Origin of the sequence: Pseudothauera rhizosphaerae (genome assembly GCF_004801305.1) — a bacterium.
GTDB lineage: Bacteria > Pseudomonadota > Gammaproteobacteria > Burkholderiales > Rhodocyclaceae > Pseudothauera > Pseudothauera rhizosphaerae.
The window spans coordinates 1-16,915 of the sequence record NZ_SSOD01000001.1; the positions used below are offsets into that span (position 1 = coordinate 1).

Here is a 16,915-nt window from a genome sequence, read left to right on the forward strand (position 1 = left end):
GGCGGCGTACTCCAACTCGGAAAAGCTCGATTGCATCGGCCCACGTCCTGTCATTCGAACACAGCCTCCATTATCTCAAGCGCATCTCTGTGCCGGGGCGCCGGCGGAGGAATAAATCAGCGATTCCCTAAAGGCTGTGAATGTCACAGTCGTGGTATGAACACCCTGACCAAGGAAGAAACGATGCCAACATACGTGGAAATTATGGCGCAGATCGAGGCATTGCAGAAGCAGGCCGAGGCGATCCGAGAAGCCGAAATTACGAGCGTGATCGCCGAGATCAGACAGAAGATTCGTGACTATGAACTGACCGCCGCCGATCTGGGTTTTGGTGCCATAGGACCTGCAAAGGAAGAGCGTATCAAGCAACCGACGACTCGTGCCTCGGTTAAGCCCAAGTACCGGGATCCTGTCTCGGGCAAAACCTGGCCCTGCCGCGGGATGATGCCAAAGTGGATGAAGGCTGCGCTGGAGGCCGGACACACCCGCGAGGAGTTCTTGATTCCGGAAACCTGATCTCCCGCACAGATGCCTTATTCTCCGAGCTACTCCCCCACTTTTGCTGAACGGTACCCCGTTACGCAGGCCGCAGCACTGATCGATGCGGGTGTCGCCATGCTGGCGGCACATATCGCGTTCTTCATGCGTTTCGGCACTTTCGATCTCCCCTCCCACTATCTGATAGTGGCCATTACATGGGCCAGTACGGTGGTGGCCTCCCTGTTCCTGATGGGGGCGTATGGGTCGTGGCGCGGACAGTCCTTTCTGCGGCAAGTTATGCATGTTGCCGGGGGCTGGCTGCTTGCCGTAGCAATGCTGGCGATGTTCGGCTTCCTGCTGAAGACGTCGGCCAGTTATTCACGCCTTTGGGCCACCTACACCGTACTCATCAGTGTCGGGCTGGGCATCAGCTTGCGTCTGCTGACCTTTCTGGCACTGCGCTGGGCCCGCCGGGCGGGGCGCAACCTGAAGCAGGTATTGGTGGTAGCCCCTACTGGACGCAAGGGACTTCGTCTGCCCGCCGAACTCGCCCTGCGCTCCCAGGGCTACGCCGTGGCTGGAATTGTGGAGTGTGACCAGTCATCCGACTGGCTCACCACCTTACCCGAACAGGCCGACACGACGGGAGCACACGAAGTGTGGCTAATGTTGCCGCTGAGCGAAGGAGCGCACATCCAGTCCGCCCTCTATGCACTGCGCCACCACGTGGTATCCGTCCGCTTCATGCCGCAACTGGACGACCTTCCACTGCTCAACCACCAGGTGAGCCGCGTGGCAGGATTCTATTCCATCGATCTCAGCGCCACACCGATGGACGGGGCAGCGCGAATCGCCAAGCGAATAGAGGATCTTGTGCTCGGTTGGCTGATATTTATATTGATACTGCCGGTATGTGGGGTCATCGCACTAACAATCAAACTGACTTCACCCGGGCCGGTATTGTTCAAGCAGTATCGGACCGGCATCAACGGTCGTAATTTCAAAGTGTACAAGTTCCGTACTATGGTGGTGCACCATGAGGCTGACGGGCAGGTGACTCAGGCAAAGAAGGGAGACGCCCGCATCACGCCTATCGGAGCTTTCCTGCGTCGTACGAGCCTGGACGAATTGCCGCAGTTCTACAATGTGCTGCAGGGCCGGATGTCAATTGTCGGGCCTCGACCGCATGCTCTTGCGCATAACGAGTACTACAAGGACATGGTTGAGTCCTATATGCAGCGCCATAAGGTCAAACCGGGCATTACGGGTTGGGCGCAGGTGAACGGCCTTCGCGGCGAGACCGATACACTGGAGAAGATGAAGGCTCGCGTGGAGCATGATCTCTGGTATATCGACAACTGGTCGCTATGGCTTGATCTGAAGATAATTCTCTTGACGATCTTCAAGGGATTCATCAACCCGAACGCTTATTGAGTCCGTCTGACCGACCGCAGCGCGGCGGTTATCCCAAGAGCGCGCAGAGTTCCACCAGTGACAAGGCCTGCGCCCCGCCGGCCATCGGATAGCTTTCCGTTCCGGGATAGACGACAAACTTGCGGGCGGGCTGGAGGTCTTCGCAGGCGGAGTGAAAACCCCGTTCCAGCCTGGGGCTAAGACTGCGCTTGACCTCGACGGCCCAGAGGGCGCCATCCGGGCGGTACAGCACGATGTCGATTTCCGCGCCGCCGCTTGTACGGTAGAAGTACGCTTGGGTATCGGCGCCGGCGCACGCCAGCAGGTTTTCCAGTACGAACCCTTCCCAACTGGCCCCCAGCACGGGGTGCCCGAGCAGCGCCTCCTGCGTCCCGATGCCGAGCAGCGCATGCACCAGACCGCTGTCCCTGACGTAGATCTTGGGTGATTTCACCAGCCGTTTTCCGACGTTGGCATGCCAGGGCGGCAAACGGCGTACCAGCAGGAGATCGCACAGGAGGTCGATGTAGCGATGGGCCGTCTTGGCGTCCACGCCGAGGTTGCGGGCGAGTTGGGCCACATTCAGCAGGCTGCCTTGCAGGTGGGCGAGCATGGTCCAGAAACGGCGCAGGGTTTCGGCTGGGATGCGCGGCCCGAACTGCGGAACATCCCGTTCGAGATAGGTGCGTATGAAGTTCTGCCGCCAGCGCAGACTACGTTCGTCGTTCGCCGCGGAAAAGCTGTCCGGGAGTCCTCCACGCAACCACAGGCGGTTCGCCGCTGCTTCGCCCACCTCCGTGACTACCAGCGGCCCCAACTCCATGTAGGAGACCCGCCCCGCAAGCGTTTCACCCGATTGGGCGAGAAGATCAAGGGAAGCGGAACCGAGCAGCAGGTACAGCCCACTACGCCGTCCTGCGCGCCGGGCCTGGTCGATCAGGCCGCGCAGAACGGGAAACAATGCGGGGACGCGATGAACCTCATCCAGAATGACGAGCTTGTCCTGATGACCAGCCAGGTAGAGTTCGGCTTCGAACAACTTGGCACGATCCGCATCCGATTCCAGGTCCAGATACAGGCTGGGCCGCCCCTGCGCCAGTTGCAGTGCCAGGGTGGTCTTGCCCACCTGCCTGGGGCCGAGCAATACGACGGCTGGCGTATGGGCGAGTTCTTCGATGAGGAGCGGTAGGATCTGACGGTCAAACATTCTTGCAATCGTGGAATTTCATTCCTAGATTTGCAAGGATATCGAGAACATGAAGACAGTCAAGATTCCCGTCGGGATGGTCGCATGAAGCCTCCGTATGGGTGGCCTCCTCCGTACGGGTCCTCCTGCGCCGTGCGGCCCGTGGGGTGAACCCTCGCACAACGTTGCCGAGGCCAGGGTACGGATGTTGCACCAGCCATGGGTTCGTGGCCCGGATGGAGCCGAAGGCGGAATCCGGGGCAACGGTGGTGGTGGCACGGCCGCTCCCGGATTGCGCTGCGCTCCATCCGGGCTACGGTGCTCCACATCGCGGCCAAGGCCGCTCCTACAGGTCAGTGCGCCTCATCCCAGTTCGCCCCCGCCCCCACTTCCACCAGCAGCGGCACGGCCAGTTGCGCCACGCCCCCCATCAGCACCGGCAGTTCGGCACGAACCCGTTCGAGTTCCCCGCTGGGCACCTCCAGCACCAGCTCGTCGTGCACCTGCAGGATCAGGCGCGAATCCAGCCGTTCGCGCTTGAGCCAGGCGCTGACGGCGATCATGGCCTTCTTGATGAGGTCGGCGGCGGTGCCCTGCATGGGCGCGTTGATCGCCGCGCGTTCGGCGGCCTGGCGGCGGCCGGCTTGCTGGGCGCGGATGTCGGGCAGGTAGAGGCGGCGGCCGAAGACTGTCTCGACGTAGCCACGCTCACGCGCTTCGACACGGGTGCGATCCATATACTCGGCCACGCCGGGGTAGCGGGCGAAGTAGCGGTCGATCCAGCCCTGGGCGGCAACGCGTTCGATGCCCAGGTTCTTGGCCAGGCCGTGGGCGCTCATGCCGTAGATGAGGCCGAAGTTGATCACCTTGGCGTAGCGGCGCTGCTCGCTGGTAACTTCGGCCGGCACGGCGCCGAAGACTTCCGCAGCGGTGGCGCGGTGGACGTCCTCGCCGCGGGCGAAGGCTTCCAGCAGGCGGGCGTCGTTGGAGAGGTGGGCCATGATGCGCAGTTCGATCTGCGAGTAGTCGGCCGAGACGATGAGGTGGTCGCGCGGTGCAATGAAGGCGGCGCGGATGCGGCGGCCTTCGGCGGTGCGGATGGGGATGTTCTGCAGGTTGGGGTCGGAGCTGGCGAGCCGACCGGTGACCGCGGTGGCCTGCGAGAAGCTGGTGTGTACGCGGCCCGTGCGCGGATTGACCATGCGCGGCAGCTTGTCGGCGTAGGTGCTCTTGAGCTTGGCAAACCCGCGGTGCTCCAGCAGCAGCTTGGGTAGCGGATAGTCTTCGGCGAGCTTTTCCAGCACTTCCTCGTCGGTGGAGGGCTGGCCGGTGGCGGTTTTCTTGACCACCGGCAGGCCGAGCTTGCCGAACAGGATTTCGCCGAGTTGCTTGGGGGAGCCCAGGTTGAAGGGCTGGCCGGCCAATTCGTAGGCCTCGCCTTCCAGCTCGTGCAGGCGGCGGCCGAGCTCCTGGCCGTGGCTAGCGAGCAGAAAGGGGTCGATGAGCACGCCAGTGCGTTCCATCTCCAGCAGCACGGACAGGGTGGGCAGTTCGATGTCGCGGTAGAGCGCGGCCAGCCGGCTTTCGCGCTCGATCTGCGGCCACAGCTTGCGGTGCAGGCGCAGCGTGACGTCGGCGTCCTCGGCGGCGTATTCGATGGCGCGGTCCACCGCGACTTCGTCGAAGCCGATCTGCTTGGCGCCCTTGCCGCACACGTCCGTGTAGGGGATGGTGACGAGGCCCAGATGCCGCCTGGCGAGCGAATCCATGTCGTGAGACTTGTCGCTTTCCAGCACGTAGGACTGCAACAAAGTGTCATGGGCAATGCCGCCCAGGCGGATGCCGTGGTTGGCGAGCACGTGAGCGTCGTACTTGAGGTTCTGGCCGACCTTGGCGTGGGCGTCGGATTCCAGCCAGGGCTGAAGGGCCGCCAGCACCTCGTCCACCGGCAACTGCTCGGGCGCTTCCGTGCCGCGGTGGGCCAGCGGCAGGTAGGCGGCCTCGCCTGGCACGGTAGAGAAGGACATGCCGACCAGGCGCGCGGCCATGGGGTCGAGACTGGTGGTTTCGGTGTCGAAGGCGGTAAGTTCGGCGGCCCGGATCTTCGCCAGCCAGGCGTCGAAGGTGGGCCAGTCGAGGATGCCGACGTAGCCCGTGCGGTGGGCGCCGGGGGCGACGGGCGGATCGTCGGCCTCCGCGGCGGGTTCGCCCGCGGCCGCCGCCGCCGCGTTCTCCGCATCCTTGAGCCAGGAGCGGAACTCGAAACGCTCGTACAACGCGCGCAGCGCGGCCTTGTCGTCCTCGCGCGCGGGCAGGTCTTCCAGTTTCACCGGCAGGGCGACGTCCGTGACCACGGTGACCAGGCGGCGGCCGAGGGGCAGGAAATCGAGGTGCTTGCGCAGGTTCTCGCCCACCTTGCCGCCCACCTTGTCGGCGTTGGCCACCAGGTTGTCCAGCGTGCCGTACTCGGTGAGCCATTTCACCGCGGTCTTGGGGCCGCACTTTTCCACGCCGGGGACGTTGTCCACCGCATCGCCCACCAGGGCCAGGTAGTCGACGATGCGCTCGGGCGACACGCCGAACTTGGTGGTAACGCCGGCCTCGTCCAGCACTTCCTCGCTCATGGTGTTCACCCAGCGCACGCCGGGGCGCACGAGTTGGGTCAGGTCCTTGTCGCCGGTGGAGATCACCACTTCCCAGCCGCGTTCCGCGGCCTGGCGGGTGAGCGTGCCGATGACGTCGTCGGCCTCCACGCCGTCGATCATCAGCAGCGGCCAGCCTTCGGCCTGCACCGCCTCGTGCAGCGGCTCGATCTGCACGCGCAGGTCGTCCGGCATGGGGGGGCGGTGGGCCTTGTAGTCCGGGTACCAGTCGTCGCGGAAGGTCTTGCCCTTGGCGTCGAACACGCAGGCGCGGTATTCGGCGGCGTATTCGGATTCCAGCCGCCGCAGCATGGAGAGCACGCCGCGGATGGCGCCGGTGGGCTCACCCGCGCTGTTGCGCAGGTCGGGCAGGGCATGGAAGGCGCGGTACAGATAGCTGGAACCGTCGACGAGCAGCAGCGTGGGCATGGCGGGCGGGTGAAGGAGCGAACGAAGGAACGAATGGTACCGCGGACGCGCTCTGGGGTATCGTTTACGCCTTTTCCCCCAACGTCCCGCAGCGTCCTTCCATGACCGCAAAAGAGAAACTGCCACACGGCATCCCCAGCGAAGCCCGGCGCTTCAACGCCCGCGAATCCTGGCGCGTCTTCGGCATCATGGCCGAGTTCGTCGAGGCCACCGAGCGGCTCAGCGCGATCCGTCCGGCGGTCTCCATCTTCGGCAGCGCCCGCACGCCGCCGGATCACATGTACTACATGCTCACCGAGCGCATCGCCCGCCAGTTGTCGGACGCCGGCTTCGCGGTGATCTCGGGCGGCGGCCCGGGCATCATGGAAGCCGCCAACAAAGGGGCCTACTTCGGCAAGAGCCCGTCCGTCGGACTCAACATCCAGTTGCCCCACGAGCAGGCCGCCAACCCCTACCAGGACATCTCCCAGTCCTTCCAGCACTTCTTCGCGCGCAAATTCATGTTCGTGAAGTTCGCCACCGCCTACGTGGTCCTGCCCGGCGGCTTCGGCACGCTGGACGAGTTGCTGGAAGTCATGACCCTGATCCAGACGAAGAAGAGCCGGCGGATTCCCGTCATCCTGGTCCATGCGCCGTTCTGGAAGGGCTTGCTCGACTGGTTCCGCGACCGCCTGGTGAGCGAGCGCCTGATCAACCCGGAAGACCTGGATCTGGTCCAGGTCATCGACAAGCCGGAAGAGGTGGTCGAGGCCATCTTCAAGCACTACGAGGCGCGCGGCTTCCTGCCGCTGCCGGAAGAACACGAGCTGATGCTGAATCTGTAGCGCGCCCTCCACGCCGCCTTCCCGGATTCCGCTGCGCTCCATCCGGGCTACAATCGCATCACGCTCGCGGAGAATCCAACATGCATCGCAAACTACTCATCCTCGCCCTGGCCTGCGCGCTGCCGGCCTTCGCCCAGCAGCCGGCCGACCTGCAGCCACTGCCGGAACCGCCCCCGCCGCCGCCCGGCATGGCCGATGGCGACTTCGAACCGGAAGTCACCATCGTCAAGCGCGGCGAGGACACGGTGGAGGAATACCGCCTCAAGGGCCGGCTCTACATGGTCAAGGTGACCCCGCCCCACGGCACACCGTATTACCTGATCGACCAGAAGGGCAACGGCCAGTTCGTGCGCGCGCAGGAAGCCGTGCCCACGCTGTCGGTGCCCATGTGGGTGATCCGGAGTTGGTGATCCGCCATTTGCCCGGAAATTGAGTACATCACGGCCCGTTCGGGCTGAGCCTGTCGAAGCCCGGTCGATGCCCACGCCCTTCGACAAGCTCAGGGCGAACGGGGCCATTTGAAGCCCCTGCCCCGCCATGTCCGTCTTCACCCCCGTCACCGCCGAAGCACTCTCCGACTGGCTGCGTCGCTACGCGGTCGGCCGGCTTGCGCACGTGCAGGGCATCTCGGCCGGGGTGCAGAACAGCAACTTCTTCGTCACCACCACGCTCGGACGCTACGTGCTGACGCTGTTCGAGACCATCCCGCGCGCGGAGCTGCCCTTCTACCTGCACCTGATGGCCCACCTGGCGCGCCACGGCCTGCCGGTGCCGGCGCCCATCGCCGACCAGGACAACGAATACCTCGGCACCCTGTCCGGCAAGCCCGCAGTGCTGGTCATGCGGCTCACCGGTCAAGCCGACCTGCCCGCCACCCCGGCGCGCTGCGAGCGCGTCGGCGCCATGCTCGCCGGACTGCACCTGGCGGGGCTCTCCTACGGCCGCCGCCAGGACAACCCGCGCGGCGCGGCCTGGCGCAGCGCCACTGCGGCCCAAGTGCGCCCCTTCCTGCCCGGCGACGAGCAGGCGCTGCTGGACGCAGAACTCGCCTTCCAGGTCCGGGTGCCCACCGACGCGCTGCCCCAGGGGGTGATCCACGCCGATCTTTTCCGCGACAACGTGCTGTGGGACGGGGAGCACATCGGCGGCGTGATCGACTTCTACTTCGCCGGCTGCGACGCGCTGCTGTTCGACGTGGCGGTGACCGTCAACGACTGGTGCGCCCTGCCCGGCGGCGCGCTGGACGAGGCGCGCTGCCGGGCACTGCTCGGCGCCTATCACGCCGAACGCCCCTTCACCGACGAAGAACGCGCCGCCTGGCCGGCCATGCTGCGCGCCGCCGCACTGCGCTTCTGGCTGTCGCGCGCGGCGGATTTCCACCTGCCGCGGGCCGGCGAGATGGTGCTGGTGAAGGACCCCGACGAATACCGCGACATCCTGCGCCAGCGCACCCGAAACGTACCGCCGCTGGTAGCGGGCTCCCCGTGACCCGCTGCACCACGAACGCCCGATCCCGGCAACAACCCCATCCGCCCCCGAATCCGGAACCGCACAGCGATGCAAGCTAGACAACTCCCCCTCCACCGCGGCTGGTGCTGGCTCAGCGAAGGCCTGCACCTGTGGCGCCGCAACCCGGCGCTGATGACCTTCCTGGCCTTCGGCTACCTGCTCACGCTGGTGGTGGTCAGCATCTTCCCGCTCATCGGCCAGCCCATCGCCTCGCTGCTGATGCCGGTGCTCTCGCTGGGCGTGCTCAACGGCTGCCGCGCCATCGACGAAGGCCGCAAGGTGGGGCCGGACATCCTGTTCTCCGGTTTCCGCTCCAACGTCGCCGCCCTGATCGCCATCGGCGGCATCTATCTGATTGCCAGCCTGCTGGTACTGGCGCTGACCATGGCGGCCGACGGCGGCACCCTGCTCAAGGCCATGGGCGGCGGCAAGCTGGACCCCGAAGCGGTGCAGGAGCCCGGCTTCACCTTCGCGCTGCTGCTCGCGGTGGCGCTGTCCACGCCGGTGATGATGGCCTACTGGTTCGCGCCGCTGCTGGCCGGCTGGTGGAAGCTGCCCGCGCCCAAGGCGATGTTCTTCAGCTTCTTCGCCTGCCTGCGCAACTGGCGTCCCTTCCTCGCCTACTCCATCGCACTGATGCTGTTCGGCGCCATCCTGCCCGGCATCGTCATCGGCGTGGTCGGGCTGGCGGTGCCGGTGCTGGCCACCGTGCTCACCTTTCTGGTGCCGCTGGTGCTGGTGCCGACCCTCTTCGCCAGCTTCTACATCAACGCCCGCGACGTGTTCGGCATTCCCGGCGCAGTGGTGCATTCGGCGCCGCTGATCGTCGACGACAACGATGCCCGCGACTGAAGCCGGCCCCCTCGGACTGCTGGGCGGCACCTTCGACCCCATTCACCTCGGCCACCTGCGCCTGGCCGAAGAGGCGCGCGAGGCGCTCGGCCTCGCCCGCGTGCGCCTGACCCCCGCCGGCCGGCCACCGCACCGGGACACCCCCCACTGCAGCAGCGCCCACCGCCTGGCCATGGTCCGCCTGGCGGCGGCCGGCAATCCGGCCTTCGAGGTGGACGACAGCGAGATCCGCGCCGCCACGCCCAGCTACACGGTGCCCACCCTCGAACGCCTGCGCGCCGAACTCGGCCTCGCGCGCCCGCTGGTGCTCATCCTCGGCGCCGACGCCTTCCAGGGCCTGCCGGACTGGCACCGCTGGGAAGAGATTTTCACGCTCGCCCATGTCGCCGTGGCCAACCGCCCCGGCCATGCGCCCCACGGCCGGCGCTGGCCCGGCGTACTGTCGCCCGCCCTCGACGCCGCCTGTGCCGGGCGCATCGCGAGCGACCCCGCGTCCATCACCGGAACACCGGCCGGGCTCGTCGTTCCCTTCGACATGACGCCGCTGGACATTTCCGCTTCCCTGATCCGCGACCTGCTCGCCCACGGCGCCAGTGCGCGTTATTTGCTCCCCGATTCGGTTCTCGACTATATTGGGCTGCACCACCTATACCGCCGGAACTGATGGAAATCGCCAAACTGCAGAAGCTGGTCGTCGATGCCCTCGAGGACATCAAGGCCAAGGACATCGAGGTCATCGACACCTCGAAACTCACCGCCCTGTTCGACCGCATCGTGATCGCCAGCGCCGACTCCAACCGGCAGACCCGGGCGCTCGCCCGCAACGTGCAGGACAAGGTGAAGGAAGCCGGCGGCCAAGTGGTCAGCGTGGAAGGCGAGGAAACCGGCGAATGGGTGCTGGTGGACCTGGGCGACGTGGTGGTGCACGTCATGCAGCCCGCCATCCGCAGCTACTACAACCTGGAAGAACTGTGGGCCCACGGCGCTGCCGCGCCCGCCCGGCGCAAGGTCGGCTGACGCGGGCGTGAGGCTGCTGCTGGTCGCCGTCGGCCACCGCATGCCGGACTGGGTGAGCGCCGGCTACGAGGAATTCGCCCGCCGCATGCCGCGCGAACTGCCCCTGCAACTCGTCGAGGTCAAGGCCGAACCGCGCACCACCGGCAAGACCGTGGAGGCCATGATGGCCGCCGAGGCCGCCCGCATCGTGGCGGTGCTGCCGCCCCGCTGCCGCCGGGTGATCCTGGACGAGCGCGGCGCCGACCTCACCACCCGCAAGCTCGCCGAACGCCTGCAGCAGTGGCAGGCCGACGGCCGCGACGTGGCACTGATCGCCGGCGGCCCCGACGGCCTGGCGCCGGAACTGAAATCCACCGCCGACGAAACCCTGCGCCTGACCAGCCTCACCCTGCCCCACGCACTGGTCCGCCCCCTGCTCGCCGAGGCGCTGTACCGCGCGTGGAGCGTGCTCAAGAACCACCCCTACCATCGCGAATAGATAATGCGCACCGCGCCGACTGTTTTGCGGAACGGCCTGTACACAAGCGCTTAAGCCCTAGGTGGTGCCGCAGGGTGCAAGGTGGCTCCCCCCATCGCCGCCGCAATGCGCGCAAAAGCGCGCCGGTGCACCGGAACGCGCTAGAATGCGGCACCGTTCAATTAACACGTTCCGGCTATGAGCCTCGCCCAGCCCCGCATCTATCTCGCATCGCGCAGTCCGCGCCGGCGCGAGTTGCTGCGTCAGATCGGCGTCCGCTTCGATGTGCTCGCCTTTCGAGACGGCGAACGGGGCGAGGATGCCGACGTGGACGAAAAGCCGCTCGGCGACGAAGCGGCGGAACGCTATGTCGAGCGCCTGGCGCTCACCAAGGCCGAAGCGGGCATGCGCCGCCTCATCTGGCGCCACCTGCCGCGCCAGCCGGTGCTGGCGGCCGACACCGCGCTGGAAGTGGACGGCGAAATCGTCGGCAAGCCCGCGTGCGCCGAGGACGCGATGGCCATCCTGCGCCGCCTCTCCGGCCGTACCCACCGCGTCTACACCGCGGTGGCGGTCAGCGACGGCGAGCGCACGCGCTGCGCGGTGAGCGTGAGCGAGGTGCGCTTCCGCACCATCGGCGAGGGTGAAATCCGCCGCTACGTGGCCAGCGGGGAACCGCTGGACAAGGCCGGCGCCTACGGCATCCAGGGCCGCGCCGCGATATTCGCCGAGCACATCTCGGGCAGCTACAGCGGCATCATGGGCCTGCCGCTGTTCGAAACCGCCCAGTTGCTCGAAACCTTCGGCTATTCTTGCCTGTAGTGCTTCTACGATGGGCAATGCGCAATGGCGGCCCGCCGTCCGCCATTGCGCATTTCCCATTGAATCCATTTACGTATGAGCATCGAATTCCTCATCAACTGCACCCCGCAGGAGACGCGGGTTGCCCTGGTGGAACAGGGCGTCGTCCAGGAACTGCACGTCGAACGCACCGCCAGCCGCGGCATCGTCGGCAACATCTACCTGGGCAAGGTGGTGCGGGTGCTGCCCGGCATGCAGTCGGCTTTCATCGACATCGGCCTGGAGCGCACCGCCTTCCTGCACGTGGCGGACATCTGGAGCGAGCGCCAGCACGGCGAGGCGGCCAAGCCCATCGAGCGCATCCTCACGGAAGGGCAGAACCTGACCGTGCAGGTGCTCAAGGACCCCATCGGCACCAAGGGCGCGCGCCTGTCCACCCAGGTCAGCATCGCCGGGCGCATGCTGGTCTACCTGCCCCAGGAAAAGCACATCGGCATTTCCCAGCGCATCGAGGACGAGGCCGGGCGCGAGGCCTTGCGCGAGCGCCTGACCCGCCTGGTGCCGGGGGATGAGCCGGGCGGCTTCATCGTGCGCACCATGGCCGAATCGGCCAGCGATGACGAACTCGCCGCCGACATCGCCTACCTGCGCAAGCTGTGGGGCGAAATCCAGGCGCGGGCCACGGGGGCGCAACCGCCGCGCGTGCTGTACGAGGACCTCAACCTGGGCCAGCGCGTGCTGCGCGACCTGGTGGACGCCGACACCGGGCGCATCGTCATCGACTCGCGGGAGAACTTCCACAAGCTCACCGCCTTCGCCCAGGAATACAGCCCCAAGGTGCTGCCGCTGCTGGAGCACTACACCGGCGAGCGGCCGCTCTTCGACCTGCACAGCGTGGAGGACGAGATCCAGAAGGCGCTGGCCCGGCGCGTGGAGCTGAAGTCCGGCGGCTACCTCATCGTCGACCAGACCGAGGCCATGACCACGGTGGACGTGAACACCGGCGGCTTCGTCGGCGCGCGCAACTTCGACGACACCATCTTCAAGACCAACCTGGAGGCGGCCCAGGCCATCGCCCGCCAACTGCGCCTGCGCAACCTGGGCGGCATCATCATCATCGACTTCATCGACATGGAAACCGCCGAGCACCGGGACATGGTGCTGGACGAATTCCGCAAGGCGCTGGCGCGCGACCACACCAAGATGAGCATCAACGGCTTCACCGCGCTGGGCCTGGTGGAGATGACCCGCAAGCGCACGCGGGAATCTCTGGCCCACCTGCTGTGCGAACCCTGCCCCACCTGCGGCGGGCGCGGCGAGGTGAAGACCGCGCGCACGGTGTGCTACGAAATCCTGCGCGAACTGCTGCGCGAGGCGCGCCAGTTCAACGCGCGCGAGTTCCGCGTGCTGGCCGCGCCCAACGTCATCGACCTCTTCCTGGACGAAGAATCCCAGTCGCTGGCCATGCTCTCGGACTTCATCGGCAAGAAGATTTCGCTGCACCCCGAGGCCAGCTACACGCAGGAACAGTTCGACATCGTGCTGCTGTGACGCCGTGACCGCCCCTTCCCAGGCCCCTGCAGCAGCAGCCGAACCGACCCCCGCGCGCTTCCGCAATCCGCTCGCCCGCGCCTTCGCGGCCACCCGCCCGGCCTTCCTGTCGGTCACCCTGGTCGCCTGCCTGCTCGGCCTGGCAGTCGCCCACGGCAGCGGCGTGGCGCTGGACCCGTTGACTGCGGTCGCCACCGTCCTGCTGGCCCTGCTCGCCCACGCCGGCGGCAACGTCATCAACGACTACCACGACCGCCGCGCCGACGCCCTCAACGACGGGCGGCTGTTCCCCTACACCGGCGGCAGCCGCTTCATCCAGAACGGCGTGCTGAGCGCCCGCCAGACCGCGCAACTGGGCTATGGCCTGCTCGCCGCGGCGGCCCTCGGCGGCTTGTGGCTGGCGTGGGTGTCCGGCCCCGGCCTGCTCGCGATCGGCGCCGCCGGCCTGCTGGTGGCCTGGGCCTATTCCGCGCCGCCGCTCCACCTGGTCGGCCGCGGGCTGGGCGAACCGTGCATCGTCGCGGCCTGGCTGCTGGTGGTGGCGGGCAGCGACTACGTGCAGCGCGGCGCCTTCAGCGTGCTGCCCTTCGTAGCCGGACTGTCCTACGCGCTGCTGGTGGCCAACCTGCTCTACATCAACCAGTTCCCCGACCACGCCGGCGACGCCGCAGCGGGCAAACGCACGCTGGTCGTGCGCCTGGGACCGCAGGCGGCCAAGTGGGGGTATCTGGTGATCGCGCTGCTGGCCTACATCTGGCTCGTGCTGATGGTCGAGCGCAACCTGCTGCCCCAGAAAGCCGCCGCCGCGGCGCTGACGCTGGTGATTTCCTTCCACGCCGCGCGCGGCCTGCTCGCCGACGCCGAGGCGCCGCAAGCCCTCGGCGCCCCCATCCGGCAGACCATCGCCGCGGCCTGCCTGCACGGACTCGTCCTCGCCGCCGCACTGGCCTTCGCCCCCTGGCCGACCACCGGCTGACCGCCTTCCACCCACCGGACCCCCTCATGATCGGACGACTCGCCGGCATCCTGCTGGAAAAGAACCCGCCCCAGATCCTCGTCGACGTGCACGGCGTCGGCTACGAGGTGGACGTGCCCATGAGCACCTTCTACGGCCTGCCCGCCACCGGCCAGCCGGTGACCCTGCACACGCACCTCGCCATCCGCGAGGACGGCCACCTCCTCTATGGTTTCGCCACCCAGGAGGAGCGCGCCGCCTTCCGCCAATTGCTGAAGGTGTCCGGCATCGGCGCACGCACCGCCCTGGCCGTGCTCTCCGGCCTGTCGGTGAGCGACCTGGCCCAGGCCGTGGCGCTGCAGGAAGCCGGCCGCCTGGTGAAGGTGCCCGGCATCGGCAAGAAGACCGCCGAACGCCTGCTGCTGGAACTGCGCGACAAGCTCGGCCAGGCCTTGCCCACGCTGGCCGGCGCCCGGCTCGCCGCCACACCGGGGGCCGCTCTGCCGGCCGACGCGAAGAGCGACATCCTCAACGCGCTGCTGGCGCTGGGCTACAACGAGCGCGAGGCGCTGGGTGCGATGAAGGGGCTGGACCAGGAGGTCGGTGTGTCGGAGGGCATCCGGCTCGCCCTCAGGCAGTTGTCGAAGGCCTGAGCGTCCGGACCGCAGGGCCTGTCGCCGCACTTTACACTTCCACACGCCGCTGCTTGCGCAAAGCTCGCAACACGTTGTTTTTCCTGAACTTCAATAGTCTGGCACGGCTGATGCTCGATTGGAGCAAGCAGTTAGCCCTGCGCTTGAAGACAGGAGAACGATCATGTTCAGCACCACAACTCCCCGCGGCAAGACCCTGCTGGGCAGCCTGTTCGCCTCCGCCGCGCTGCTGGCCGGCAGTGCCCAGGCCGCGGTCGTTTCCTGGGGTTACGACATCGACAGCGGTTTCGTCAGTTGGACTGTCGGCGGTAGCACCAGCACCGCACCGGCCCCCGGTGCCACGAGCATTTCATGGGGCAACGCCGCCGAAAGCTCTCTGGTGATCAACAACCCGGATTTCAGCGGCTCCGTCGACACGTACATCGGCGGCGGCGCACCGCCGACGCTACCCCCCTATCTGGGGTTCAGTACCTCGCTGACCCACTTCAACCAACCCATCACCGGCAATACCCTCACGGAGGCGACCCTGCGTGCCGCCGTAACGTTGACGCCGACCAACCCCGCCGGTGGGGCGCTGCCGACACAGACCACCCTGTTCGACATCGTCTTCGCCGAAACGCCCAACCAAGGCAACTGTGGCTTTCCGTCGGACAGCAACTGCGACGACATTTTCATCCTGGTTTCGGGCCTGCTGAACCAATCGTTCCAGTATGACGCGGGCGACGGCGACGGCGTCGTCACCTACTTCGTCAACATCTTCCCGCTCGACGGCGAAGTGCTCAGCGTACTGCCGGCCGCGAGCTGCGCGGCAGCCGGCGCCCCTGCGGGCTGCATCGGCTTCCAGACCGAGGAAGGCCTGAACACCACCCTGGCCTTCGGGTTCACGATTTCCACCGCACCCCTGGGCGTGCCCGAACCCGGCGCCCTCGCGCTGCTCGGCATCGGCCTCGCGGGTCTGGGCCTGTTGCGCAAGCGCCAAGCCTGAGCATCTGCACCCTCCGTGCAAAGTTCGGGGAGCTTCGGCTCCCCGTTTTTTTGCCTGCGCCGCGGGCGGACTTGGTGCCCGCCATCGGCTAAACTTCTGCGCATGATCGAAACCGACAAGCTGGCCGCCCCGCGCCTCATTTCCCCGCAGGCGGAGGACCGCCAGGAAGACGCCATCGAGCGCGCGCTACGCCCCAAGCGCCTGGCCGACTACGTGGGCCAGCAGAAGATCCGCGAGCAACTGGAAATCTTCATCCAGGCCGCACGCGGGCGCAGCGAGGCGCTGGACCACGTGCTGCTGTTCGGCCCGCCCGGGCTGGGCAAGACCACGCTGGCCCACATCGTCGCCGCCGAGATGGGCGTAAACCTGCGCCAGACCTCCGGCCCGGTGCTGGAGCGCGCCGGGGATCTGGCCGCGCTGCTGACCAACCTCGAACCCCACGACGTGCTGTTCATCGACGAAATCCACCGCCTGTCGCCGGTGGTGGAGGAAATCCTCTACCCGGCGCTGGAGGACTTCCAGATCGACATCATGATCGGCGAAGGCCCGGCGGCCCGCTCGGTCAAGCTCGACCTGCCCCCGTTCACGCTGGTGGGTGCCACCACCCGCGCGGGCATGCTGACCAACCCGCTGCGCGACCGCTTCGGCATCGTCTCGCGGCTGGAGTTCTACACGCCCGAGGAACTGGGCTACATCGTCGGCCGCTCGGCGGGACTCCTCAACGTGGACATCGAGGACGCGGGCGCCTTCGAGATCGCCCGCCGCGCGCGCGGCACGCCGCGCATCGCCAACCGCCTGCTGCGCCGCGTGCGCGACTACGCGGAAGTGAAGGCCGGCGGGCGCATTACCGCGACCGTGGCCGATGCCGCACTGACCATGCTGGACGTGGACCACCTGGGCCTGGACATCATGGACCGCAAACTGCTGGGCGCGATGCTGGAGAAGTTCGGCGGCGGCCCGGTGGGGCTGGACAACCTGGCCGCCTCGGTGGGCGAATCCTCCGACACCATTGAGGACGTGCTGGAACCCTATCTGATCCAGCAGGGCTATCTGCAGCGCACGCCGCGCGGGCGCATGGCCACCGCCACGATCTGGCGCCACTTCGGCCTCACGCCGCCGGGGCGGGCGGCCAGCGGCGAACTGTGGCCCGACGCCGGCTGA

17 protein-coding genes are annotated in these 16,915 nt (G+C 67.0%); 15 read left to right on the forward strand and 2 right to left on the reverse strand.

Going from position 1 to position 16,915, the window contains the following annotated elements; all coding sequences use genetic code 11:
- The first annotated feature begins 156 nt into the window (after window positions 1-156).
- On the forward strand, window positions 157-516 hold the full coding sequence (locus tag E6O51_RS00005) for an H-NS histone family protein (protein WP_330997861.1): 360 nt from the start codon (window positions 157-159) through the stop codon (window positions 514-516).
- Between the two features lie 12 nt (window positions 517-528).
- Window positions 529-1,914: an undecaprenyl-phosphate glucose phosphotransferase gene (locus E6O51_RS00010; RefSeq protein WP_136382919.1), complete on the forward strand. Its 1,386-nt coding sequence runs from the start codon at window positions 529-531 to the stop codon at window positions 1,912-1,914.
- Window positions 1,915-1,942: 28 nt separating this feature from the next.
- Here E6O51_RS00010 and E6O51_RS00015 read toward each other — a convergent pair whose 3' ends face one another.
- Window positions 1,943-3,100 (reverse strand): ATP-binding protein, encoded by a 1,158-nt coding sequence (locus E6O51_RS00015; RefSeq protein WP_136382920.1) that lies wholly within the window; start codon window positions 3,098-3,100, stop codon window positions 1,943-1,945.
- Window positions 3,101-3,432: 332 nt separating this feature from the next.
- Window positions 3,433-6,150 (reverse strand): DNA polymerase I, encoded by a 2,718-nt coding sequence (gene polA, locus E6O51_RS00020; RefSeq protein ID WP_136382921.1) that lies wholly within the window; start codon window positions 6,148-6,150, stop codon window positions 3,433-3,435.
- A gap of 101 nt (window positions 6,151-6,251) precedes the next feature.
- Here polA and E6O51_RS00025 point away from each other — a divergent pair, with 101 nt between their 5' ends.
- The 13 genes from E6O51_RS00025 to ruvB all read left to right on the forward strand — a co-directional run bounded on the left by E6O51_RS00025 (window position 6,252) and on the right by ruvB (window position 16,915).
- On the forward strand, window positions 6,252-6,974 hold the full coding sequence (locus tag E6O51_RS00025; RefSeq protein WP_136382922.1) for an LOG family protein: 723 nt from the start codon (window positions 6,252-6,254) through the stop codon (window positions 6,972-6,974).
- Between the two features lie 80 nt (window positions 6,975-7,054).
- A complete protein-coding gene (locus E6O51_RS00030) occupies window positions 7,055-7,384 on the forward strand; it encodes a DUF2782 domain-containing protein (protein WP_136382923.1) in 330 nt (109 codons plus the stop codon).
- Window positions 7,385-7,511: 127 nt separating this feature from the next.
- A complete protein-coding gene (locus E6O51_RS00035) occupies window positions 7,512-8,462 on the forward strand; it encodes a homoserine kinase (protein ID WP_136382924.1) in 951 nt (316 codons plus the stop codon).
- Between the two features lie 69 nt (window positions 8,463-8,531).
- Window positions 8,532-9,335, forward strand: coding sequence for a BPSS1780 family membrane protein (locus tag E6O51_RS00040; RefSeq protein ID WP_136382925.1), 804 nt, complete (start codon window positions 8,532-8,534; stop codon window positions 9,333-9,335).
- Complete coding sequence (gene nadD / locus E6O51_RS00045) at window positions 9,322-9,999, forward strand: nicotinate-nucleotide adenylyltransferase (RefSeq protein ID WP_136382926.1); 678 nt, start codon at window positions 9,322-9,324, stop codon at window positions 9,997-9,999. Before E6O51_RS00040 ends, nadD begins: the two co-directional genes overlap by 14 nt.
- Window positions 9,999-10,352 carry a ribosome silencing factor gene (gene rsfS, locus E6O51_RS00050; RefSeq protein ID WP_136382927.1) on the forward strand — a complete coding sequence of 118 codons (354 nt, stop codon included), beginning with the start codon at window positions 9,999-10,001 and terminating at the stop codon, window positions 10,350-10,352. Before nadD ends, rsfS begins: the two co-directional genes overlap by 1 nt.
- Before the next feature lie 7 nt (window positions 10,353-10,359).
- On the forward strand, window positions 10,360-10,830 hold the full coding sequence (rlmH, locus tag E6O51_RS00055; protein WP_136382928.1) for a 23S rRNA (pseudouridine(1915)-N(3))-methyltransferase RlmH: 471 nt from the start codon (window positions 10,360-10,362) through the stop codon (window positions 10,828-10,830).
- Between the two features lie 177 nt (window positions 10,831-11,007).
- Window positions 11,008-11,631, forward strand: a complete 624-nt coding sequence (locus tag E6O51_RS00060; RefSeq protein ID WP_136382929.1) for a Maf family protein — start codon at window positions 11,008-11,010, stop codon at window positions 11,629-11,631.
- 75 nt (window positions 11,632-11,706) lie between these two features.
- Window positions 11,707-13,161 (forward strand): ribonuclease G, encoded by a 1,455-nt coding sequence (rng, locus tag E6O51_RS00065; protein WP_136382930.1) that lies wholly within the window; start codon window positions 11,707-11,709, stop codon window positions 13,159-13,161.
- Between the two features lie 4 nt (window positions 13,162-13,165).
- Window positions 13,166-14,137 carry a prenyltransferase gene (locus tag E6O51_RS00070; protein ID WP_136382931.1) on the forward strand — a complete coding sequence of 324 codons (972 nt, stop codon included), beginning with the start codon at window positions 13,166-13,168 and terminating at the stop codon, window positions 14,135-14,137.
- Between the two features lie 26 nt (window positions 14,138-14,163).
- Window positions 14,164-14,769 (forward strand): Holliday junction branch migration protein RuvA, encoded by a 606-nt coding sequence (gene ruvA, locus E6O51_RS00075; protein ID WP_136382932.1) that lies wholly within the window; start codon window positions 14,164-14,166, stop codon window positions 14,767-14,769.
- A 163-nt stretch (window positions 14,770-14,932) separates the two neighbouring features.
- Window positions 14,933-15,754, forward strand: coding sequence for a THxN family PEP-CTERM protein (locus tag E6O51_RS00080; RefSeq protein ID WP_136382933.1), 822 nt, complete (start codon window positions 14,933-14,935; stop codon window positions 15,752-15,754).
- A 102-nt stretch (window positions 15,755-15,856) separates the two neighbouring features.
- Window positions 15,857-16,915 carry a Holliday junction branch migration DNA helicase RuvB gene (ruvB, locus tag E6O51_RS00085; protein ID WP_136382934.1) on the forward strand — a complete coding sequence of 353 codons (1,059 nt, stop codon included), beginning with the start codon at window positions 15,857-15,859 and terminating at the stop codon, window positions 16,913-16,915.